Source organism: Carnobacterium iners, from assembly GCF_900177385.1.
Lineage (GTDB): Bacteria > Bacillota > Bacilli > Lactobacillales > Carnobacteriaceae > Carnobacterium_A > Carnobacterium_A iners.
Map to the genome: position 1 here is coordinate 956,989 of NZ_FXBJ01000002.1, position 23,001 is coordinate 979,989.

24 protein-coding genes and 1 CRISPR repeat array are annotated in these 23,001 nt (G+C 34.0%); of the genes, 15 read left to right on the forward strand and 9 right to left on the reverse strand.

From position 1 onward, the window contains the following. Position 1: 1 nt before the first annotated feature. Both cas1 and cas2 read left to right on the forward strand, forming a co-directional pair. Positions 2-904: a type II CRISPR-associated endonuclease Cas1 gene (gene cas1 / locus B9Y54_RS04725; RefSeq protein ID WP_085559190.1), complete on the forward strand. Its 903-nt coding sequence runs from the start codon at positions 2-4 to the stop codon at positions 902-904. Between the two features lie 4 nt (positions 905-908). Beyond that, the gene (cas2, locus tag B9Y54_RS04730; RefSeq protein WP_034551891.1) at positions 909-1,217 is read left to right on the forward strand and encodes a CRISPR-associated endonuclease Cas2; all 309 of its coding nucleotides are present in this window, start codon (positions 909-911) and stop codon (positions 1,215-1,217) included. 53 nt (positions 1,218-1,270) lie between these two features. Then, positions 1,271-5,132: a CRISPR direct-repeat array (repeat unit 36 nt; unit sequence ATTTTATTTTAGCCGATTTTGTAAGGAACGTATAGC). Between the two features lie 210 nt (positions 5,133-5,342). Here the strand turns inward: cas2 and B9Y54_RS04735 are convergent. Beyond that, positions 5,343-5,591, reverse strand: a complete 249-nt coding sequence (locus B9Y54_RS04735; protein ID WP_085559191.1) for a hypothetical protein — start codon at positions 5,589-5,591, stop codon at positions 5,343-5,345. A 214-nt stretch (positions 5,592-5,805) separates the two neighbouring features. On the opposite strand from B9Y54_RS04735, the gene B9Y54_RS04740 reads away from it, so the two are divergent. Together B9Y54_RS04740 and B9Y54_RS04745 are read left to right on the forward strand one after the other, a co-directional pair. Further along, positions 5,806-6,048, forward strand: coding sequence for an AbrB/MazE/SpoVT family DNA-binding domain-containing protein (locus B9Y54_RS04740; protein WP_085559192.1), 243 nt, complete (start codon positions 5,806-5,808; stop codon positions 6,046-6,048). Beyond that, complete coding sequence (locus tag B9Y54_RS04745; RefSeq protein ID WP_085559193.1) at positions 6,042-6,383, forward strand: type II toxin-antitoxin system PemK/MazF family toxin; 342 nt, start codon at positions 6,042-6,044, stop codon at positions 6,381-6,383. Before B9Y54_RS04740 ends, B9Y54_RS04745 begins: the two co-directional genes overlap by 7 nt. A 211-nt stretch (positions 6,384-6,594) precedes the next feature. Here B9Y54_RS04745 and B9Y54_RS04750 read toward each other — a convergent pair whose 3' ends face one another. The 4 genes from B9Y54_RS04750 to B9Y54_RS04765 all read right to left on the reverse strand — a co-directional run bounded on the left by B9Y54_RS04750 (position 6,595) and on the right by B9Y54_RS04765 (position 8,325). Continuing rightward, on the reverse strand, positions 6,595-6,783 hold the full coding sequence (locus tag B9Y54_RS04750; RefSeq protein ID WP_085559194.1) for a helix-turn-helix transcriptional regulator: 189 nt from the start codon (positions 6,781-6,783) through the stop codon (positions 6,595-6,597). Continuing rightward, positions 6,773-7,105, reverse strand: coding sequence for a DUF2178 domain-containing protein (locus B9Y54_RS04755; RefSeq protein WP_234987817.1), 333 nt, complete (start codon positions 7,103-7,105; stop codon positions 6,773-6,775). The genes B9Y54_RS04750 and B9Y54_RS04755 overlap by 11 nt, the downstream gene beginning before the upstream one ends. 378 nt (positions 7,106-7,483) lie before the next feature. After that, positions 7,484-7,669, reverse strand: coding sequence for a RepB family plasmid replication initiator protein (locus B9Y54_RS04760; RefSeq protein WP_085559195.1), 186 nt, complete (start codon positions 7,667-7,669; stop codon positions 7,484-7,486). 209 nt (positions 7,670-7,878) lie between these two features. Then, on the reverse strand, positions 7,879-8,325 hold the full coding sequence (locus tag B9Y54_RS04765; RefSeq protein ID WP_085559196.1) for a HEAT repeat domain-containing protein: 447 nt from the start codon (positions 8,323-8,325) through the stop codon (positions 7,879-7,881). Positions 8,326-8,701: 376 nt separating this feature from the next. Between B9Y54_RS04765 and B9Y54_RS04770 the strand changes: the two genes are divergently transcribed. Genes B9Y54_RS04770 through B9Y54_RS04780 form a run of 3 tightly spaced genes read left to right on the forward strand, consistent with a single transcriptional unit; the run spans position 8,702 to position 10,987 of the window. After that, entirely contained in the window at positions 8,702-9,100 is a 399-nt protein-coding gene (locus tag B9Y54_RS04770) for a DUF6508 domain-containing protein (RefSeq protein WP_085559197.1), read from the forward strand. After that, entirely contained in the window at positions 9,087-9,656 is a 570-nt protein-coding gene (locus tag B9Y54_RS04775; protein WP_085559198.1) for a DUF4256 domain-containing protein, read from the forward strand. The genes B9Y54_RS04770 and B9Y54_RS04775 overlap by 14 nt, the downstream gene beginning before the upstream one ends. A 32-nt stretch (positions 9,657-9,688) precedes the next feature. Then, on the forward strand, positions 9,689-10,987 hold the full coding sequence (locus tag B9Y54_RS04780) for a DUF2254 domain-containing protein (RefSeq protein WP_085559199.1): 1,299 nt from the start codon (positions 9,689-9,691) through the stop codon (positions 10,985-10,987). Positions 10,988-11,076: 89 nt separating this feature from the next. Here B9Y54_RS04780 and B9Y54_RS04785 read toward each other — a convergent pair whose 3' ends face one another. Next, positions 11,077-11,580 carry a hypothetical protein gene (locus B9Y54_RS04785; RefSeq protein WP_085559200.1) on the reverse strand — a complete coding sequence of 168 codons (504 nt, stop codon included), beginning with the start codon at positions 11,578-11,580 and terminating at the stop codon, positions 11,077-11,079. 336 nt (positions 11,581-11,916) lie between these two features. On the opposite strand from B9Y54_RS04785, the gene mnmH reads away from it, so the two are divergent. The 5 genes from mnmH to B9Y54_RS04810 are packed head-to-tail and all read left to right on the forward strand — an operon-like array spanning position 11,917 to position 16,103. Beyond that, positions 11,917-12,957 carry a tRNA 2-selenouridine(34) synthase MnmH gene (gene mnmH / locus B9Y54_RS04790; RefSeq protein WP_085559201.1) on the forward strand — a complete coding sequence of 347 codons (1,041 nt, stop codon included), beginning with the start codon at positions 11,917-11,919 and terminating at the stop codon, positions 12,955-12,957. A 3-nt stretch (positions 12,958-12,960) separates the two neighbouring features. Next, entirely contained in the window at positions 12,961-13,989 is a 1,029-nt protein-coding gene (gene selD / locus B9Y54_RS04795) for a selenide, water dikinase SelD (RefSeq protein ID WP_085560508.1), read from the forward strand. A 35-nt stretch (positions 13,990-14,024) separates the two neighbouring features. Beyond that, complete coding sequence (gene yedF, locus B9Y54_RS04800) at positions 14,025-14,648, forward strand: sulfurtransferase-like selenium metabolism protein YedF (protein ID WP_090005190.1); 624 nt, start codon at positions 14,025-14,027, stop codon at positions 14,646-14,648. Then, positions 14,645-14,920, forward strand: coding sequence for a putative Se/S carrier protein (locus B9Y54_RS04805; protein ID WP_085559203.1), 276 nt, complete (start codon positions 14,645-14,647; stop codon positions 14,918-14,920). The genes yedF and B9Y54_RS04805 overlap by 4 nt, the downstream gene beginning before the upstream one ends. A gap of 16 nt (positions 14,921-14,936) precedes the next feature. Beyond that, positions 14,937-16,103: an aminotransferase class V-fold PLP-dependent enzyme gene (locus tag B9Y54_RS04810; protein WP_085559204.1), complete on the forward strand. Its 1,167-nt coding sequence runs from the start codon at positions 14,937-14,939 to the stop codon at positions 16,101-16,103. 202 nt (positions 16,104-16,305) lie between these two features. On the opposite strand, the gene B9Y54_RS04815 is transcribed toward B9Y54_RS04810, so the two are convergent. Continuing rightward, a complete protein-coding gene (locus tag B9Y54_RS04815; RefSeq protein ID WP_085559205.1) occupies positions 16,306-17,094 on the reverse strand; it encodes a YibE/F family protein in 789 nt (262 codons plus the stop codon). Between the two features lie 247 nt (positions 17,095-17,341). Here B9Y54_RS04815 and B9Y54_RS04825 point away from each other — a divergent pair, with 247 nt between their 5' ends. Further along, positions 17,342-18,448: an IS4 family transposase gene (locus B9Y54_RS04825; protein ID WP_085559169.1), complete on the forward strand. Its 1,107-nt coding sequence runs from the start codon at positions 17,342-17,344 to the stop codon at positions 18,446-18,448. Between the two features lie 151 nt (positions 18,449-18,599). Here B9Y54_RS04825 and B9Y54_RS04830 read toward each other — a convergent pair whose 3' ends face one another. Beyond that, positions 18,600-19,601, reverse strand: a complete 1,002-nt coding sequence (locus tag B9Y54_RS04830) for a YibE/F family protein (protein WP_234987820.1) — start codon at positions 19,599-19,601, stop codon at positions 18,600-18,602. Between the two features lie 305 nt (positions 19,602-19,906). Between B9Y54_RS04830 and B9Y54_RS04835 the strand changes: the two genes are divergently transcribed. Then, a complete protein-coding gene (locus tag B9Y54_RS04835; RefSeq protein WP_085559208.1) occupies positions 19,907-21,043 on the forward strand; it encodes a multicopper oxidase family protein in 1,137 nt (378 codons plus the stop codon). 21 nt (positions 21,044-21,064) lie between these two features. Here the strand turns inward: B9Y54_RS04835 and B9Y54_RS04840 are convergent, their stop codons facing one another. Beyond that, a complete protein-coding gene (locus B9Y54_RS04840; protein WP_085559209.1) occupies positions 21,065-22,450 on the reverse strand; it encodes an ISNCY family transposase in 1,386 nt (461 codons plus the stop codon). 170 nt (positions 22,451-22,620) lie between these two features. Here B9Y54_RS04840 and B9Y54_RS04845 point away from each other — a divergent pair, with 170 nt between their 5' ends. After that, complete coding sequence (locus tag B9Y54_RS04845) at positions 22,621-22,986, forward strand: multicopper oxidase domain-containing protein (protein ID WP_085559210.1); 366 nt, start codon at positions 22,621-22,623, stop codon at positions 22,984-22,986. The last annotated feature ends 15 nt before the right edge of the window (positions 22,987-23,001 follow it).

Genomic DNA, 23,001 nt, shown 5'->3' on the forward strand with positions numbered 1-23,001 from the left:
TATGGCATTTCGAAATATTTATATAGAAAACCCTGCTAGGCTAAGTATAAAAGATAAACAATTAGTTGTCAGTCAAAGTAAGGACTATACAATACCAGTTTCAGATATTCAGAGTTTAGTCATTGATAATCTGCAAACAATTCTAACTGCTCCGGCTTTATCTTTTCTTGCTGAAAATCAAGTAGCTGTATTTATCTGTGATCAAAGACATATGCCTTGTGCTGTTCTTACACCGTTAGGGAATTACTCTAGAAAACTACAGGCCTTAAATTATCAGTTGAGTACTACGAAACGATTTAAAGATAGGATTTGGCAAAAAATTATAAAACAAAAGATTGCCAATCAAGCTACTTGTTTAAAAATAAATGATAAACCGAAAGTACCAGAACTTGAACATTTATCTAAACAAGTAATTGAGGGTGATCGTGCTTATTGTGAGTCTGCTGCAGCTAGGCTTTATTTTATTAATTTGTATGGTGAAGGGTTTAGCCGAAGAGTAGATAATGTGCAAAATGCGGCTATGAACTATGGATATGCAATAATTAGAGGTGTAATAGCAAGAGATATCTGTTCATATGGTTATGAACCTTCATTAGGAGTTTTTCATAGCAATGAGCTAAATGCATTTAATCTTGCAGATGATCTTATTGAACCTTATCGTCCTTATGTAGATTTATGGGTATCTAAAAATATTTCAGAAGATGAGCGTTATTTCTTACCTAAACATCGAAGATCGCTAGTGTCGTTACTTTTTACAGAAGTAGAAATAGACGACGAGTATCGTTCATTGACAAACGCTATTCGGAAAACAGTTTCTTCGTTCTCAAGCTGTTGCCGAGTGAATTCTACAAAGTTTTTGAAATTACCAAAACTAATAACATTGAAACAACATGAGTATGAGTAGATTTATGAGAGTATTAGTCATGTTTGATTTACCAGTAGTAACTAAAAGAGAGCGAAGAACTGCGACAAAATTTCGGAAATATCTTTTAAATGAAGGCTATGTTATGTTGCAATATTCAATTTATTATCGAATCTGTAACGGATATGATATGGCAAAGAAATTTAGTTATCAAATAGAAAATCATGTCCCAGAAAAAGGTTCTGTACGCATGTTAACCTTGACAGAAAAACAATTTAGTGAAATGAGATTACTTGTAGGAGACCCTTTACCCAATGAGGAGAAGGTGAAATCTGATAATTTGACCGTTTTTTAGACACAACAAATAACCCTTAGGCCTATACTGCTTATGGGTTATTTGTTGTACCTATTTTATTTTAGCCGATTTTGTAAGGAACGTATAGCAACTTGTGCTGAAGTTAATCTCAATCCGATATTTTATTTTAGCCGATTTTGTAAGGAACGTATAGCTTACAGGTTATTTAGAATTAGCTACTTGGAATTTTATTTTAGCCGATTTTGTAAGGAACGTATAGCAACTGACGAAAAAATGATGTTCAATCTTAATTTTATTTTAGCCGATTTTGTAAGGAACGTATAGCTTGAGGGAATGACATTGAAAGATATAGCCAATTTTATTTTAGCCGATTTTGTAAGGAACGTATAGCATTCTTCTCCCTGTTCTGTAGCAGTCACGAATTTTATTTTAGCCGATTTTGTAAGGAACGTATAGCATGAGTTCGTTAAGCACCAAGAGAAAGACTATTTTATTTTAGCCGATTTTGTAAGGAACGTATAGCAAACCATAATGTCTTTAACAATCTTATTTTATTTTATTTTAGCCGATTTTGTAAGGAACGTATAGCAGTTTGCTCCTGTTAGTGTCCCGGTAGTAAATTTTATTTTAGCCGATTTTGTAAGGAACGTATAGCCTCACCATCTTCTTTTTCGATAATGGCGTAATTTTATTTTAGCCGATTTTGTAAGGAACGTATAGCACCACCAGTGTTCAATCCTTCAACAGGCAAATTTTATTTTAGCCGATTTTGTAAGGAACGTATAGCTACTTCTATTGTTTGTAGCTATTTTAATAAATTTTATTTTAGCCGATTTTGTAAGGAACGTATAGCCCATCGTGCAGCGCATAACTTCGGTAAGGTATTTTATTTTAGCCGATTTTGTAAGGAACGTATAGCCTCCAACGCCAGCACCAGCTCCAGTGAAGCATTTTATTTTAGCCGATTTTGTAAGGAACGTATAGCTCCTCGTTCGAAATCACAAGAACCTGCTATATTTTATTTTAGCCGATTTTGTAAGGAACGTATAGCTGGACAACCAGAAGCAGATTTTCTGCAATGATTTTATTTTAGCCGATTTTGTAAGGAACGTATAGCTTTAAGTGAGACAACTGTCACTTATAGCAGATTTTATTTTAGCCGATTTTGTAAGGAACGTATAGCTGAATCTAATGACTCCAATCTTATTGATGCATTTTATTTTAGCCGATTTTGTAAGGAACGTATAGCTAGAATAGCTGACAATAAAACGTCAGAGTTATTTTATTTTAGCCGATTTTGTAAGGAACGTATAGCTTCTTCTACTTCATAATCATCTGCAACAATATTTTATTTTAGCCGATTTTGTAAGGAACGTATAGCCAAATGGTGCAAGCGGAACACAATATATTGATTTTATTTTAGCCGATTTTGTAAGGAACGTATAGCGACCTCTTTATCTCCTAGCAAAACCAATACATTTTATTTTAGCCGATTTTGTAAGGAACGTATAGCTGATTGAATGTCACTAATAGACATTAAACTATTTTATTTTAGCCGATTTTGTAAGGAACGTATAGCTGCTTTGGGAGTGTACCTGCCGGATTCCCAATTTTATTTTAGCCGATTTTGTAAGGAACGTATAGCACGAAGCAATGAAGCGCAAACACTTTGATTATTTTATTTTAGCCGATTTTGTAAGGAACGTATAGCATGTTTCCAATAGTATTTTCCTTCTAACTTATTTTATTTTAGCCGATTTTGTAAGGAACGTATAGCTCTGGATTGGATTCCAAGTAGCTACGAACAATTTTATTTTAGCCGATTTTGTAAGGAACGTATAGCTAACAGGACTGATAAAAAAGAAGAAAAAGGATTTTATTTTAGCCGATTTTGTAAGGAACGTATAGCTAGACCATTTTGAGTAAATTCCATTTCAATATTTTATTTTAGCCGATTTTGTAAGGAACGTATAGCCATAGCGTGGTCATGTTCCTTAATAGGTTTATTTTATTTTAGCCGATTTTGTAAGGAACGTATAGCCACTCAAGAGCAGGCAGCAGAGTTTATTGATTTTATTTTAGCCGATTTTGTAAGGAACGTATAGCAGGAATTACTATCGCTAAAACAAATGGATAATTTTATTTTAGCCGATTTTGTAAGGAACGTATAGCTCTTAATTTATTTATAATTGTTCTTTCTTCATTTTATTTTAGCCGATTTTGTAAGGAACGTATAGCGGTTGAAGCGATGAAAAAAGGTGCGTATGTATTTTATTTTAGCCGATTTTGTAAGGAACGTATAGCCGAACGCTCCTGTGTCGCTTTTCATGCAGGATTTTATTTTAGCCGATTTTGTAAGGAACGTATAGCCCAGAAGCGTTTGTTGCGATTCCTGTTGTAATTTTATTTTAGCCGATTTTGTAAGGAACGTATAGCGTAACTGTATAAGTCATCTATGCTTTCAATATTTTATTTTAGCCGATTTTGTAAGGAACGTATAGCCGAAAAGTCAGATTTAACTTTAACTCCCATATTTTATTTTAGCCGATTTTGTAAGGAACGTATAGCGGTGTTTTGGTGTCTGGTGAGATGTCTTCTATTTTATTTTAGCCGATTTTGTAAGGAACGTATAGCTGCCAGACCTTACATGAAAGCAGTCAAGTAATTTTATTTTAGCCGATTTTGTAAGGAACGTATAGCGATAAGAATATGAATACAAATACAGCATTAATTTTATTTTAGCCGATTTTGTAAGGAACGTATAGCCGCTGTCTGAATTGGTAGTATTTTTTATTAATTTTATTTTAGCCGATTTTGTAAGGAACGTATAGCCAATAAATCAACCAGTGCGGTTCGTGATAGATTTTATTTTAGCCGATTTTGTAAGGAACGTATAGCCATGGTGCATCACATTAAAGAAGTGAAAGAATTTTATTTTAGCCGATTTTGTAAGGAACGTATAGCGGAGGATGACGAGTAATGAATAACAATAATATTTTATTTTAGCCGATTTTGTAAGGAACGTATAGCCAACGAATAGTTACTAATTTAAAAGGTGCGATTTTATTTTAGCCGATTTTGTAAGGAACGTATAGCGAAACGGACGCTTCATTGCTGATAAGTGTTGATTTTATTTTAGCCGATTTTGTAAGGAACGTATAGCTGGTTAACGTGATCTATACTACTCCAGATTATTTTATTTTAGCCGATTTTGTAAGGAACGTATAGCGCCAGCGGAAACTGGTGGTCTTTTTTTATATTTTATTTTAGCCGATTTTGTAAGGAACGTATAGCGATACAAACGTTTGATTTAAAAAGAATTATATTTTATTTTAGCCGATTTTGTAAGGAACGTATAGCCGCAACGCAGGAACGTTGCAAAGAAAAAAGATTTTATTTTAGCCGATTTTGTAAGGAACGTATAGCTCTTGATAGTCTTCGCCTGTCTTCATCCGTTATTTTATTTTAGCCGATTTTGTAAGGAACGTATAGCTTCGCAAGAACTAATATATATAAAAGGGGAATTTTATTTTAGCCGATTTTGTAAGGAACGTATAGCAAGAAGAAACTAATCGTAAAATCAGGAAAAATTTTATTTTAGCTGATTTTGTAAGGAACGTATAGCCGAGCTGTTAGAAGTGACGCGGTTTTGGTGATTTTATTTTAGCCGATTTTGTAAGGAACGTATAGCAAATGTTACGAATTACATCACGACTCCTGAATTTTATTTTAGCCGATTTTGTAAGGAACGTATAGCTTTGATTACTTGCATTGGTTTTAATTTCGTATTTTATTTTAGCCGATTTTGTAAGGAACGTATAGCGTGAACAAGGCAGTCAACAGCAAGGGCAGGATTTTATTTTAGCCGATTTTGTAAGGAACGTATAGCTACGAAAACAAAAGAGATAAGACTTATGTATTTTATTTTAGCTGATTTTGTAAGGAACGTATAGCAACAATCGCATAATGAATGATAATTTGCTTAGTTGTCATGTTTGTAACGGCTCTTATCATGGGATTAAACGTGAATTGATCAATTAATTGATAGAGTGTAATCCCTGATCCTATGATAATAAAAGGAACGGCTGTTTTAATAATGGATTTTAAAATATCATTAGTTGAAACAGTACTGTTCTTTTTACTCATGGCAAGGTTCCTGTCCATTTAAGATTTTTTTCTCCAAATCACAAAGAGTAAATATAAAGCACTAAATAGTGCCCTAACAAAAGCACCAAAAGTTGACGCTGACACAGCATCAACGACTTCTCCATTAATGACTATCCGAATAATATAGAGAACACCTACTACTCGCGATAGGATGCTACCGCCTGTCATCCAAGCCGATCCATTAACCATTTTATCTTGGGAATTCATTTCATTTATTTTAGTGTTTGTTTCATCGTATACTTGCATACCTCACTCTCATACGTTTATGTAGTAAAGTTCAGTTTACTTCTTTCTTCGTTCTCTCACAACACTTTACTGGTCGATTAAATCGTATTAATAAAAAATTAAACTGTTTAAAGTGAAGATAATTTCTATCATCTTTCTATTTTCAACGAATTGAAAGTATATACAAAGCAGATACTTTTCTGGTATAATGGATAAAAGAAAGGAAGGGATATTAATGATTAAACTACCAGTTAAACAGTGGGGAAACAGTCATGCTATCCGTTTACCAAAAAGCCTATTAGAAACATTGGAAGCAGAAAAAGATGATGATTTAAATGTAGAGATTATTAATCATTCGATTATATTAACCAAAGCCGAAAAAGAGGTCACGTTTGAAGAACTTTTTAAAGACTACAATAAAGAAAAATTCACTACAGAAATACAACGTTTTTCTCCTGTAGGAAATGAAAAATGGTAAAACAAGGCGATATTGTTAAGATAAATTTAGATCCTAAACAAGGACATGAACAACAAGGGTACAGAACTTATATTTGTTTGAGTTATCATGGTGTCAGTGACTATGCTAATATAGCAGTCTTTGCTCCACTATCAAACACAGAACGCAACTATCCTTTATACATTCCTTTAGAAGGTACGAAATCTTCAGGAAAAGTTTTATTAGATCAATTAGTTACCATTGATTATAACGCAAGAAAATATAGTTACATCGAAACTGTTCCTGAGAAATTAATAGATGAATTATTAATGAAAGTAAAAGTAATCTTTCAAAAAGATGAAAAAATAAAGCGATAAAATAGTTGTAACAGTGAAAATTATCTTTTAGCAACGAAGGCTATTAACGTTTAAAAGGACTCTACCGCTTAAAAAGCAGTAGAGTCTTTGTTGCGATACATGAAATGACATAAAGTCATGTATCTAGAACCTTGTCAAATCAAGGTTATTTTTTCATCTTAAAATTAAAAATCAGACACAAAATGTATCTGATTTCTTTTATAACCATTGTTTAATCTTTAAAAATGTCATCAACGTTTGTCTCAAGAACTTTAGCTAACTCAAATGCCAATTTTAAAGTTGGATCATATCGATCATTTTCAATGGCATTAATTGTTTGTCGAGTGACGCTACACTTTTTTGCTAAAACCTCTTGTGTAAGTTTTTTATCTTTTCGGAGTTCAAAAATTTTATTTTTCATAGCTACTCATTTTACGACTATAAATCCAGTAATATATAAAATAACTAACAATCGCAATTAACAAATAAAATAACTCCGGATAATTAAACTCTACCATTGCTAAACGCTCATCATTCAAGTTAAAGAAATTGAAAACAAAGTTAATAATGAAAAACATTATTAGTAATAACCAACTACTTACAATCGCTTTATGTTTAATCAACTGTGAACGTTCGTCGTCCTTTTTACTTGTAACACCGTATTCATTATTTCCAGTCAACCAACCAATAACAAAAAACATAATTAAACCAACTGCAAAAGTAACTATCCACCTGATTAACAATCAAATCACCTCACTAAAATGTCAAAAACTCTTTCCACTTAACTTTACAATAATAACTTCTTAATGTCAAAAACTCTTTACATGTAATGTTTGTACTATCTTACTAAATTGGCCCGGTTTTTGAATATTGAGTAAAGTAGAATATCATCGGCGTAACTTACACTCTAGTTGAGTTTTACATATTCATCATATTTTATTAGATACATGAAATTATATACAATCGTGTATCCAGAATTACTTAACAATAGGGTTCTTTTTTTGTGACCGTCTTCAATACACGATATCATTTTAACCAGCGTTTTAATCGTCTATTCTTTTTTGTTAAAATAGACGGTTAAAAAGCCTTTTTTTATTGTCTGTTTGTTTAATTCGGTAAACTCAATCTTCTAGAGTTGGTTGATAACTATTTAGTTCTTTTAATTTTTTAAAGGAAAACGTTACTCCTTGAGTACCTTGTTCTCTTACCCTAGAACAAATAGCAAAGAACCGATCTATTTCTTTAGAAGTAAAATTTCTAAAACCTAACGTATTCATTTGATTACTTATGTTTATAATTTCATGCATAAATTAATACTCTTCTTTACTCAGACAAAAAGTACTCTTTACTAGTTTACAACACTATATAGGGCGCGACAAAATTTATTTTAGTTGATTGTGCAAGAAATATGCAAAAAACAGAATAGATTTCTTTTTTTAACGTAGTAAATTTATTCAAAAAAGAACCAACATACATGAATTCGTATGTTGGTTCTTTTTATTGATTAGACGAGTATTTAACGTAAATTCTCATATAAAGCAGTCATCCATAAATCAAAGTTCTCTTGTTCTTCGTATTGCATGACATCATACATTTCAGAACTAACAACTTGGAATTGTGTTTTAAAAGCTTCTAAATCAAATTCTTCCATAGTTAAGTCTCTTTTAACACGACTAAATATTTTAGCGAAATCTTTACTGCTGTATCCGATATCTCTTCTCTTTAACACAAGAGGGAGACCTTTTCTTGTAATACCCATTGCTGTTGCAGCATTGAAAGCAGCTTCTTTAACAGTAAACACGCGATCACCTGATGCAAGTTTAGTTAAGATATACCGTGATTTTTGACAATCGTATTTTGCTAACTCATGAACAGCAGCTAATCTAAGCTCCCAATCATCTTTTGTCATAGCTTGTATTTTTAACTCTTCAATATTTGTTGGTTCTGCTTGAATAATTTTCATAAATACGTTGCCTCTTTCTGTTTCTTTCTTACTACCCATATTATAGGGTTCGATTTACTATTACAAGGTTATTTCGATTAAATACAGGATTTCTATAATGTTTTATACACACATAATCCGCAGGCACCTAAAGCGCTGTTTATTGGCTGATAAGGTTTGAAAATTCGTTTTGTATATGCTTACACTTTACTTTTAATCCTACTCCTACTCTTTAATAAATTAGAGAGCAGTAAGACTAACTTTTATTCATCACTTAGTCAATAGGTTAAGCTGATTTCGCAACTTTTAGTAGCCGCTTCGATGGTGCTTTTTCATAAGAAAGGTTAGAATAAAGACAATAGAACAGATTAAAAGGAAAAAAGGAGGAGCTGATTTAATGGATTCAGTCGTTTTAGCTAATTACATTAAAGAAATAAGAACAATCAAAAAAAGTGAGTGGACAAAAGAAGATGAGTCATTAGAAGTGAATCAATTATCCTATCCTGAATATCCTGCTGTAGTAGAGGAATTATTTAACTATTTAAACCGACAGTCGTTTTACGATGTCAATTATTTAGATAATATGGAAAGAATTGAAGGGAAAGCTATCTCTTTATTTACGAAAGAGGAGGTAAAAAGCTATTTGACCTCGTTAAAAAGAGAAGAACGTTATGGTGATGGAGTAATTGCTGAAGCTATTGAGTTAGGCTTATTTTTAAAAGTGTTATTAAGATTAGAAGATATACTTCAAAAAGAAAAAGCAGATAAAGGGGAGAATAATAATGACAAAAAATGAGGAAAAAGAAGTCACAATTAAAAGACGAGAAGAATTGATAACGATACTTAAAAAACGTTTTGATGAAAATAATAGTCGTCATAGCGATCTCAAATGGGAAAAAATAGAAAAAAGATTAACTAAAAGCGGGAAAAAACTCTGGTCACTTAGCCAGATGGAAGAAACCGGTGGAGAACCAGATGTTATTGGTTACAATGAAAAAGAAGATGTTTATATCTTTTGTGATTGCTCACAAGAAAGTCCAAAGGGTCGTCGATCAGTTTGTTATGACTTAGAAGGATTGGATTCGAGAAAAAATAATCAGCCAGAAAAAAATGCGGTTGGTATGGCGGCAGAAATGGGAATAGAACTGTTATCCGTTGAACAATACCAAACACTACAAGACATGAGTGATTTTGATACGAAAACATCTAGTTGGGTAAAAACACCTATTGCTATTAGAAAACTAGGTGGAGCTCTTTTTTGTGATTACCGATTCGGACAAGTTTTTCTATACCATAATGGAGCTGAGTCCTATTATACCGGTCGAGGATTCCGGGGAGTACTGAGAGTATAATATCATTTTTAAAACGGAGGAGACAGGATGCAATGAAGATAAAACAGGGATATGAAACGATAAAGAAAAGTATCTGGCTTTATCCAGTCGTATATAGTGTATTAGCTTTATTATTAGCAGCTATTGTCGTTTTATTAGACAATGGATATTTGTTTGATATGAGACCCTATCTACCTGATTTATTATTAACGAGCGCAAGTTTAGCTAAGTCTGTTTTGGGCGTCGTTTCAAGTGCCTTCATTACAATCACAACCTTTACTTTTTCAACAACAATGGTCGTCTTGAGTGTCTATATGAGTGAGTTTTCTCCACGAGTAGTTGAAAATTTTCTAGCCGATGAGCGAACGATGAAATCTTTTGGTATTTTCGTAAGCGGATTTATCTATAGTATTACTTGCATGCTTTTTATCCGCGAAGAATATTTAACAAAACCCATTCTTGCCGGAACGATTGGAGTTATTTATATTATCTTTGGTTTATTTAATTTTATTTTATTTATTAATAGTGTGGGTAAATACATCCAGGCTAGTAATTTAATTGATCGTTTATACGTTCAAGCGCAAGAAGTTATTTCTATTTATAAAAATGAAATGAGCCAATATGAAATTGTCTCAAAAGCAGGTGTAGAAAGCCAAGGTCCAGGACTTCCGATAAGAGTTCAGACAAATGGGTACATTCAGATAGTAGATTATGATCGCTTATTTGAAGTAGCGAAAAAATACCAGGTAACCGTTCGCTTCAATAGAATGACGGGACAGTTTGTGACAAATGAAGTTGTTATAGGTGAATTGTTACTCAGTTCAGAAAGTACAGACACTCAAAGAGTAGCAGAAGAAATACGTGAGCACTATTTAATTGGGATGCGTCGTTCAGAAGAACAAGATTTTAATTTTTCTATCCAAAAGATGGTAGAAGTTGCGTTAAGAGCACTATCCCCGGGGACCAACGATCCTAATACGGCTGTTTTTTGTATTAATAGTTTGGGATTATTATTAGGAGAATTGTGTTCGTTAAAGGAGGGGTACGTTGTGATGGAAGAAGAAGGTTCAGAAGGTAAAATTTATCGAGAAACCTATGATTTAGATAGGTTGCTACGTGATACTTTCCTTCAAATCATTCACTATGGACAAGGAGATGTTTATGTGATGTTAGCTGTTTTTCAAGCTTACCGTCATATGACGAATGAAGCGAAATTTACCAATAGAGAAGTCATCCAGGAGCAAGCACATTACCTTTTTGATCGTTTGTTGAAAACGGTCCATGATTCTTTAGAAAAGAAATTAATTATAGAGGCCTACGAAGATATTCTTAAATCAGAAAGCAAATTTTAAATACAAAAACTATGTAAGGAATGTGTTCAACAAAAAAGAAGAAACAAGGGAGAACTAATCAGCTGATTAGATTGCTTGTTTCTTCTTTTTTAGATCATTCTACTATCGTATGCCCAATGAAGAAGCGTTTGCCTTTGTTTTTTTCTACAGCTTTGATCTTTATGCTCACAATTTTTCTTGATAGCTCCTGCATGCCTTTTAATAGCTTTCCATCTTTTGATTTGGATTTGATCTTCTTCAGGTAGTCTACGACCATAATAATAACGGCAATACCATTGGAACCAACCGCGTGGGTCCCCTGAATGAATCCAACCTTTTTCTTGCCAAGTTTCTAAGGGCATGGAGGCATCAACTTGATAATAATTCAATGAGATATCTTTTTTTTCTGGAGATAATTTAGCATGGTCAAACCAGTCAGATGGAAACTCATCTGCACAGTCAGTCATATATTTCCCACCAAAGATACCTAACGCTAAAAGTTCTTTAGGTGATAGCTCAGGTTTAAAATCCGGGTCAAAATTTTTACCAGATTCTTCGGATAGTTCGTATTCACCTTGTTGCATCTTATCATTAATAGTAACGATTTTTTTCATTGTATCATCCTTTCGTTGAATGAATTTAAAAGAGTTATGCTCAAATGATGCACTAACGTCTCTTACTATAATGAAAGTTTACCTTATTTACATAAGGTGGTACAACAAGAGAATCAATTTTTAGTAGAATAAGGAACTAAAAGAGAAAATAAAGGTAAAATTATTTAATGAAAGAAGAAGAACTAAGAGACTGGATTAGTCTTTTAAGTGTCTTATTTTTGACATCATTTTTGGTTAAAAAATTCTTTAATCAAGCGGATAATAGAGAAGTCTGATAAAAATAGTAGTATGATAGAAGATGACATGATAAATTAGTTAGTCAGGAAGTGGTAAAAAATGAAGCCAACGATAACGTACGAAGAAATAATAGCAGCTAAAAAAAATAAAATGATTGGCTTTGTAGATGTTCGTAGTCCCAAAGAACACAGTTTTTCTACCATTCCAGGAGCGGTAAATATTCCTGTTCTGGATGATGAAACACGTGCAACGGTAGGGATTTTGTATGTCAACGGACAAGTTGAAGAAGCTAAACAATACGGTGTAGACTGGGCCGCTAGTCAACTTCCCAATATGTATACTCACTACCAAAAATTATTAGACCAATACGATGAATTAGTTATTTTTTGTAGCCGAGGTGGCATGCGCTCTAATTCTATCTTTTCATTATTAAAAGCAATGGGATTACCAGTAAGTAGATTGAGTGGGGGGTATAAAGCCTACCGTCACTATATTAATGAGCATCTAAATACCGAGCTAACAAAGGCAGCATTTATAACTCTCTATGGTCTTTCAGGTAGTGGGAAAACAGAAATTTTGAAAGAACTCTCGAGAAAAGGAGCCAATATATTAGATTTAGAAGGTTGTGCTAATCACAGAGGATCTATGCTAGGCAGTATCGGGCTATCTGAACCTCATTCTCAAAAAGCATTTGAAAGTTTACTTTTTGAAGCTAGCCAAGGATGGAAAGAGGGAGAAGTAGTCTTTACTGAAGGAGAAAGCAAACGGATTGGAAATGTTGTGATTCCTTCAAGCCTATTTTCTGCAATTAAAGAAGGTAAAAAATTCTACATTGATGCGCCTCTAGAATTACGAGTTGCCCAAATTCATCGTGACTATGTAAAAGAAGACAATCAAAAAGAATTATCTGATTCCTTAGGTGCTTTAAAAGCTTTTATTAATGAGGATCGAGTTAATTTATTTCAAGAGCAAGTCATGAGTGGCGATGTAGATTTAGTCATAGAAAGCTTACTGGTCTCTTACTATGATCCACGTTACAATCACCATAAATCACAACGAGATTTAACACTGGTTAGTCTAGATGCTATAGAAACGGCGGATAGGATACTAGAATGGCAAAAAGAAAGTGAGCAAAAATAAATGATGGAAAATCAATGGTTGGATGGATTATTTATATGCGGTGGCTGTAATGCAAAAATCGGTCCCGGAGATTTAAGTAGTATTTTGGAAACATTACCTAAACAAGAGGATAAAAATTTATTAGTCGGATTTGACTCTGCAGATGATGCAGCAGTCTATCAACTAACTGAGGACCTAGCGATGATTCAAACAATGGATTTTTTCCCCGCAATGGTTAGTGATCCACGATTATTTGGTCAAATTGCAGCAGCAAACGCAATGAGTGACGTTTTCGCAATGGGTGGAGAAGTGCTAACAGCGATGAACATGGTTTGTTGGCCAGAAGAAAAATCTTTAACCATTTTAGCTGAAATATTAGCTGGTGGACAAGAGAAAGTAAAAGAAGCAGGTGGTATTCTAGTTGGTGGTCATTCTATTCATGATTCTCTACCAAAATATGGTTTATCTGTATCAGGAAAGGTTCATCCTGATAAAATTTACAGAAATGATACATGTGAACTAGGTGATAGTTTAATTCTTACTAAACCATTAGGAACAGGGATTGTGACAACCGTTTATAGTGCTGGTGAAATGGGTGAAGAAGAATTTCAAGCAGCTGCTGCTTCGATGACGTTATTGAATGTGTATGCGTCAACGATTTTGAAAAAATATACGGTACACAGTTGTACGGATGTAACAGGTTTTGGTTTGTTAGGGCATTTGAATGAAATGTTAACAGATCAATTTAGTTGTGTACTAGAAAGCTCAGCGACACCTATTTTAAAAGGAGCTTATAAAGGGGCTCAGGAATTTCTGATAACAGCTGGTGGACAAAGAAACCGAAATGCACTAAGTTCCGATGTTAAATTTGAGTTTGATGATTATGCTTTAGAGGAATTATTCTTTGACCCTCAAACTTCCGGTGGATTATTGGTTAGTGCGCCAACAGCACAAGCCAATGATTTATTGCTTGAATTACAGGCAGAAGGCTTAAACAGCGGGATAATTGGCGTTGTTACAGAACGGTCTGACTATAAAATGACTATCTATTAAACTAGATTAAAAAGATGAAAGAAGGGTGTAAAACGATGCACGAAATAAATGCGCTAGAACAAGCTTGTCCTATGCCAGTAATTTTAACGAAAAGAGCCATGAAAGAATTTCCAAATGAAGACTTAACCGTTTTAGTAGACAATAAAATTGCTACGCAAAACCTAAAAAAAATGGCAGATCAATTAGGATTTAAAACAACGATAGAACAAAATAGCGTTTCTTCTTATACTGTCCAATTAACAAAAGAAAAAGAAGAAAATAGTTCAATCAACCAAGTGAGTGAACAAAAGCCTACCTTTTTAAAAAAAGAGACGGAATCAAAACAACAACCCTATATTGTTAGTATCCATTCTGAAATCATCGGTAATGGTTCCCAAGAATTAGGCACAACGTTGATGAAAAGTTTTTTCTTTTCTTTATCTGAACAAGAACAATTACCTGAAAAGATTCTCTTTTACAATGGTGGGGCTAAATTAACTGCTGAGGGTTCATCCATTTTACAAGATTTACAAGCAATGGCAAGTGATGGAGTAGAAATTTTGACCTGTGGCATTTGTGTTGAATTCTTTGAACTTGAAGACCAGCTTATGGTTGGTGAAGCAACAAATATGTACCGCATCGTTGAATTGCAAAGCCAATACAAAACGGTCTCTCCATGATCAATCGCCAACACTACGGGATTCTTGTTTTTGAGAGTTCATCAGCTGCCTCACAAGCAGAAATCAAGATGACAGAAAAGAACTGGAGTTGTCGCTTGATTCCTATTCCCGAACAACTTTCAGCAGGCTGTGGTTTGGTGTTGCAACTTTCAGTGGGTGATTTAAAAGAAATCAAAACATTTATCACAAAAGAAGCCATTAGTTGTGATGGAATTTATGAAGTGAAAGTCTCAAAAGAGCGTAAAAAAACCGTTTCACCTTGGAAACAATAAAGATTAGGAGGCAACAATGGATTATTTTGATAACGGTGCAACAACACTAGTCAAGCCGCCTCAAGTAGCAGATGCTGTATACAATGCCATCCAAAGCCAAACAATCGGGAATCCGGCTCGTGGCAGTCATGCACCAGCGCTTCAAGCTTTACGTCAAGCTGAGCAGACACGGATGAAAATCGCCCAATTATTTCATGCACAAGATGCTAGCCAAATAAGTTTCACCTCGAATGCGACGATGGCTTTCAATTTACTTTTAAAAAGTTTATTAAATCCAACAGATGCGGTCATTACAACAAAAAACGAGCATAATTCTGTGTTGCGACCACTTTATCAACTAGAAAAAGAAGGTCTACAACTTGATTTTCTTGAATTAGATGAAAGGGGACAAGTACGGTTAGATCAATTGGAACAGTTAATGAAAAAAAATACTAAAGCGATTATCATCAATCATATGTCTAATGTTACGGGTCAAATAACTGATTTGAAAAAAGTTGGAGCCTATTGTCGAGAAAATCATATTTTGCTCATTGTTGATGTTGCGCAAAGTGCAGGTGTAGTCCCAATTGATATGGTTGAGATGCAGATTGATGCGTTGTGTTTTACCGGCCATAAAAGCCTTTACGGACCTCAAGGAACAGGCGGAATTGTTTTAAATCAGCCTAATCTCAATCTAAAAACGGTATTTAGTGGGGGAAGTGGAAGCCATTCCTATGACAAAGAAATGCCTCAACAGATGCCAGGTCTCTTCGAACCAGGAACGTTAAACGTACATGGTTTGGCAGGTTTAGAAGCAGGCTTAGATTATGTTGCAGAGCTATCGGTAGAATCGATTCAAAAACAATTACAAGAACTGACACTTTTTTTTCTTGAAGAAGTTTCTATCATTACAGGGATAACAATCTATGGGTGTAATCTAAAAAGCTTAAAAGAAAATCCAGAGCAACATGGCGCAGTTGTTAGTTTGAATTTAGCGGGTTGGAGTTCAGGAGACCTAGCGGATGTCTTGTACGAAGAATATGATATTTGCGTTCGCTCAGGCGCTCATTGTGCCCCGCTCGTTCACGAGCATTATCACACAATCGAAAGTGGAATGGTTCGCTTTAGTTTTTCTAGCTTCAATACAAGAGCAGAAATAAATAGAGCTATTGAAGTTTTAACAGAGTTAGCTTTAGAAAAATAGAGAGAAGATGGCAAATAAACCATCTTTTCTCTATTTTTTTATACAGAATTTAAACTAGAAGTCTATTTTTAGAATAACTAGTTTAAATAGATGCATCTAATTTAGTTTTAACTATTTTTTTGCTGAACGAGTGAAATGAATAGGAAGCTTCTTAGTTAGGATAATAAAAGTACTGAACCATCAAATAATCTCATATAAATAACTAGGTGGAAATGATTTTATTTATAGTGAGGTCAACTTTATACTTAGTCAACAGATAGGCTGAAAGCCAAGCAGTGATAGGGATAACGAGAATAGCACCTGTACCAATAAAAAGAATAGAAATGATCTCTGAACTAAACACTTTTGAATTAATGACTTCACCAAAGGTATAAGCTAAATCTTTGAACCACAATATTAAAGCCAAGTATCCACCAGTAAAAGCAAAAAATAGCGTATTTGTGGTCGTACCTAAAATATCTTTGCCGACATTCATACCGGATTTAAAAAGACTAGAACGGTCTAATAACGGATTACGCAGATAGATTTCACTCATAGCAGAAGAAATAGAGATAGCTGTATCTGTAATCGCACCTATTGCGCCCATAATAATAGTACAAATGGCAAGTGTAGTAAAATTTACTCCTACATATAAGGTAAAAGAAGTAAGGTCTTCTATCTCTTCTATACCAAATCCTTGAATCATTGAACGATTAACAATCATAAAAATAAGGATAATTAAGAAAAGTAAGGTAAAGATAGTAGCAAGAAAAGCTGTAATAGATTTGAGATTAATATGATTGATATAGAAAAGATTAATGCAACTAATAATTATAGAAGCTGCTAACGTAATTAAGATTGGATTAATAGCTTGGACAGTCATAAAAAATATAGTTAAAAATAAAACACCCGCGTTTAAGAAAAGAGCTGTAAACGATCGAGTTCCTTTTTCGCCACCGATAAGTTTCATAAGTAGAAATAAAATAATAGTTAAGTAAACTAAGACATTCATTTGGATAGGCTCCTTTTATGAATAAAATAAGTCGCTGTATAAATACTAATGGGAATAGTTAACACGATTCCTATACCACCAACAAGAGCTCTAGTTAATTCTAAAGACAAATTCATAGATAAAGTCACTAGTGTTGCATGAAACATTATGTGTTTCACAAATTTGTTTATATTATTCCAATATGCAAAAAAGTCCTTTATACTGAACTCAGATGACTCATCCAAGACCAATAAAAAGGACCTAACACATGGATAAGTATAAAACAAATTCTGCTTTTAATAAATGGTTTTCTTCCATTAAGCTAAATCTTTTACCAAGCTCTATTCAAAAAAAGATTGTTGACTTTGATAAATACCATAAGAAACTTAGTTTCTTCCAAGCTCTTCAACTTTTTCTTCATGGAATCAATGACGAAAAAGAAAGTCTTAGAGAGATGGATGCGGCTTTTGTTTCGAAAGAACTTCAAAAAGAAATGTGTATGACTAGTATCAGTTATTCTCAGCTCTCTAGAACTCTCTCAAAAATAGATTCAGAGATTCTTTTAGCCATTTTTAGTCAGCTAGTTAGTCAGGCTAAAAATAAAAGGCCCGTAACGAAACGAAATAGTCTCTACCTAATTGATTCTTCGACGTTTTCACTTAACCAAAACCTTTATCAATGGGCTGATTTTCGTAAAACAAAATCAGGAGTTAAGCTTCACTTAAAACTTTGCTTTATGGATAATGAACATCTTTACCCAGATGAATTCACACTGACTAACGCCGTCGAGCACGATACAAATCAGTTAGAAGTATTGGTTAATCAACCTGAAGCGACTTATGTGTTTGATCGCGGTTACCTTGATTTTGAACGATTAGATACGATGCACTCGCAGGGCTACTTCTTTGTGACAAGAATCAAAAAGAATACAAAAGTTCATGTTTTAGAACCATTAGTAGCTTCCAAGAGTGAGTCCGTTATCAGCGACCAAATGGTCGCATTAGGTGCTCAGAACCATCTAACGTCCAGATTTCGTTTAGTAACCGTTCAAGACAAAAAGGGGAAAACTCTCCAGTTTATTACCAATCGTTTTGACTGCTCCTCTACTGACATTGCAGAAATGTACAAAGCACGTTGGCAAATAGAGCTGTTCTTCAAGCATATTAAACAACATATGACGATTAAAAAGTTTTTTTCGAGAAGTGAAAAAGGGGTTGTCAATCAGCTGATTTTAGCCATGATTGCCAGTTTATTAACCTATTTGATTAAGTTAAAAACAAAAAGTAAACAGTCTGTTTTCCAAATCAAACGATTTTTTCGTTATCTGTTATTTCAACCGGCAGAAGAATGGTTTAATCTTTTGATACCGACTTAGACCCTTAAAGAAAGGGTGTCCGTTGGTAATGGAATCAGTTGAATAAGCAAAATTTTCTGGAAATAGTCATCTTTTGCGTAAGCACTCCCTTTTTTTGCCTTTTTTCAGAAAAACAAGAAATGAGGTCAAATTAAGCTATGTTTATGCAACACTAGTGAGATAAAGTATAATTTAAAGGAGCGCCATTCTTTAAATAAAGTAAAAGCATAGGAATACTTCCACTAACATACGCAAAAAATAAAACATTGGTCATACTTCCCATGATATCTTTACCTATCTCCATCCCAGATTCTTTTAAGTCCTCTAGAAGAATATGATTATTTTTATCGTATAGTTCATAGAGTGAAGACGTGATAGTGATAGCGATATCCATTACAGCGCCCAAAGAGCCTATAAGAATACTAGCTAAAAAGACTTTTTGAGGAGACCGAGTTACAAAGGACATTTCCTCGTATCGCAATCCTTTTTCAGCTGTGACTTTCATAACAACGTAAGCGATAAGTAAAGCAGAAAATGTCCCTATAATGGTTGCTAAAATAGCTGCGTATGTTTTTTCATTATTACCACTAACCGATAATAAAGAAGTAACAGTAAAAAATACAACCAATCCGCTACAAATAAGCAATAAGCTGGCTCCCTCTAACTCTGTATAGCGATTTAACGCGAGTATCAATATAAGAACGTTAATTATTAAACTAACAATTGAAAATAACCCGCTTTTTTTACCGATTAGAAACACAGTTACCATAAATAACCACGCAGCCACAACGACGTATGTATCTCTTTTTGGGTAATCAATGATACCTGTTAGCTCTTTTCCTTTGTCGCTTTGAATAGTGATAAATAACTTGTCGCCTACTTGATATTTATGATCATGAGCTCCAGAAGAGGAGTAGGTATTTTCTAACAAAATGAATGCATCTTTTTGTTCGCCATTTTTTATTTTACCGACTAAATTTTGATGAAAGATAATCGCCTCATTATTTACTGAGCCAACGGACTCTGTTTTATCTTTCGGAGTTGCTTGTGTTACTTCAGCAATAGGTTGTTTATATAAATAAAAATTGTTTTGAACAAATAATAGTGAAATAAATACGCAAAATAAAATGAGACTGGATAAAATAAGCGTTTTTTTCTTTATAGTTATCTTCAAAAGAGTACCTCCATTGCATAAATAGCTTGTAATCATTACCTTGTTTCACTAGTTATTGTACCATATTCTTTTTTAACGACTAACTATTAGAATAGAACGTCTAACTGTTTAGTGAAAAATAGAAAGAAAAAACTAATCGTTTACATATGTAGTTATTAGGAATACAATAAAGAAAAAAGTTAGTTACTTGATAAATCTACTAATTAGTTCTCTCTAGAGATTTTATTTATCGTTGGCTGACTGCCTAAATAGATAATGATGAGTTACGTTAAGAATACAATATATTTTGAAAGTAGGTTTAAAGCATGAAGAAAAATAGAATTTGGTACTTTGCACTAACGGTCTCTCTAATTTTGTTGATTATATACGTTGGTTATCTTTTTATAAATAGAAACGAAAGAATACAAGATAAGACTATGGGCGTAGAAGTACCATCAATCGTTAGCAATCAAAAGCAAATAGGCAATAAATTGCCTATTCCACCACTCCTAGAAGATAAAAATCCTGAAAGTGGAAAAGCTGAATTTGATTTGACTGTACAATATGGAGAAACAGAATTTTTTGAAGGTCATAAGACGGAGACTTTAGGCTATAATGGCGATTACTTGGGACCAATTATAAAAGTGAGTAAGGGCGATGAAGTAAAGATAAATGTAGAGAATACATTAAGTGAAATGACTACAGTGCACTGGCATGGCTTGGAAGTGCCGGCAGAGATGAATGGTGGTCCACATCAAACCATAGACCCAAAATCAAGTTGGAACCCTTACTTTACGATAAATCAACCCGCAGCTACACTGTGGTACCATCCGCATTTATTAGGCAAGACGGGTGAACAGGTTTACAAAGGTCTAGCAGGACTTTTCTATATTGAAGATGAAGAATCTAAGAACTTAAACCTTCCGAAAGACCACGGTGTAAATGATATTCCAATAGTCGTACAAGATAAGCGATTTACAAAAGATGGAGACATTCCTTATGAATTAGATATGAGAGATACGATGAACGGTTTTATGGGCGATACGGTTTTAATTAACGGAGCGATAAATCCTGAGTTAGATATCAAAAGTGAACTCGTCAGATTAAGAATCTTAAATGGATCAAATGCTAGAACGTATGATTTTAGTTTTAGTGATAATACTCCTTTTTATCAAATTGCTTCAGACGGAGGATTCCTAGAAAAAAGTATTGAAATGACTCATGTAACTCTTGCACCAGCTGAAAGAGCAGAAATACTTGTTGATTTTTCTGATTATAAAGTTGGAGACAAGGTAACGTTTAAAGACGCTAAGGATAACCTTATGACGATAAATATAGTAGAAGAGAGCAATCAAAAAGTAGACATCCCAAAAAAATTAGTGTCAAGCGAAAGAGAAAATGTCCTAAAACCAAGGGTCACATTAATGCAAGCTTTTACTTCGCAAAAGCTTGCATTAATGTGACCAAATTTGTTAAAATTAGTCTTAAGCTGTTTGTTCAGCTTCATACTCTTCGAGTGTTTTTCCGACACTACGAAGATATCTTTTGAAAGACTCTAGTTTCCACGGGTGAGACTGTAGGGGAATATACTGGCGTCTTTCTTTTTTTTGCTCTGGAATCGAATCAAATTTTTGTGAGTAGTAGTCATGTTCTTTCAGTCTCCTTGTTGTGTATATTTTTTCAGCTATATTTACATAGATATTTCCATTAAACGCTTCGATAATTAGCACCTTTGATCTTCGCGTAAAGTATCTATCTTCACTACCTTCCGTAGGCAGGTAATAGTTATTTTGATAACGAATATGATGCCTACTATCCACTTTTCTATTAGCTACTCGTGCTAATAATAAATTGATTTCTGATTTAGTTGGTGCATTTTCATAGATGGATTCCTTCGTTTTATTACCAAACTTCTTATTAAAAGTTCTAACCCATTTTATTAAAAAGTGATTGGCTTCCTCCATAGACTGTATTCCAGCTAATTCTAAATCTACAGGAAGTCGCGATTGAACAGTCCCGTTTAAACGCTCTACACGGCCCTTAGCTTGTGGTATAGACGTGGTATTAACCTCAATACCGAGTTGATGACAGGCAAAACCAAACTGGGTAAATGTATCTTCTTCAACCGCTCTCATGGTTTTTGATGTGTATTCAAAAACAGTTCGTTTATCTGTTAAAAAAGCTAAGGGGATGCCTTGTTTCGTTAGGATTTGATTGAGCACATGATAATAGCCCTTGAGTGTTTCTTGCGTATCGAAATAAGCCCCAACGATGTTACCAGAAGCGTCATCAATAGCTAAATGAAGATGTGCCACATCTTTACCAAACCAGTTATAGGAGCTGGCATCCATTTGAATAAGCTCCCCCTGATATTTCTTTCTAGGACGGCTAGGATGGCTTTTTTCGGGTAACTCCATTTGATCTTCTGCTCTTGGAACCAGTGGGTTCTCAACCTCTTTTTTTCCTTTCATTGATTTAGCTTTGATTCGAGCTTTTATTTTCTTACGCGTTTTTCTTTGAGTTTTAGGTGATAGAATATGAGCTTGATATAAAATACGGCGAATAGTCGTATCAGTGTAACAGATGTCATGATCTTCCTTCAAAATTTCAGTAAAATGCTTCACGTTAGGTTTTATCTTAAAACTTTGATAGAGCTCAATTACTTGTTTTTTTGTTTCCTTAGGCACGGCGTGCTTAGCTATTTTTCCTCTATTACCGTGTGAAAAAACACCTTTTCCTCCTTCTTGATATTCTTGAATTAATCTGTTGACTTGCCTCATCGAGAGCCCAAGTTCAATACAAGCTCTCTTTTTGTTCTTTCTTTTTTCTGCCACAGCTTTTATTGCTTTATATTTCTTATCTTCATTCATCGTTAGTAGGATCCTTTTCATTAGTTTATTTTATCATTTTGGGACATTTTATGCTTCGACCTACTTAGGACATTATCACGTTCGAACGATAAAAAGTAGACATCCCAAAAAAATTAGTTGACATACCAAAGTACGATAAAAAAGATAGTATCCGTTCAAGAGATTTTGTCATGAGCGGTATGGGTCCAATGGTCGCTATAAATGGTAAGCAAATGGATATGGATAGAATTGACGAAGAGTTAAAGCTAAATCAATTAGAAGAATGGGTTGTCGCTAATGAATCAACTGGAGGAATGGGTATGATGTCTTCTTCTCCTCATCCTTTCCATGTACATGGTGCACAATTTCAGATAATAGAAAGAAATGGAAAAACTCCTCCTTTAAATGAACAGGGTTGGAAAGATACGGTAATAGTCAAAAATAATGAAAAAGTAACATTACTAGTTGTTTTTAAAGAGGAAGGCTTATTTATGTATCATTGTCATATCTTGGAACATGAAGACTCGGGAATGATGGGGCAGTTCAAAGTTGAGTAAGTTAAATAGCAATAA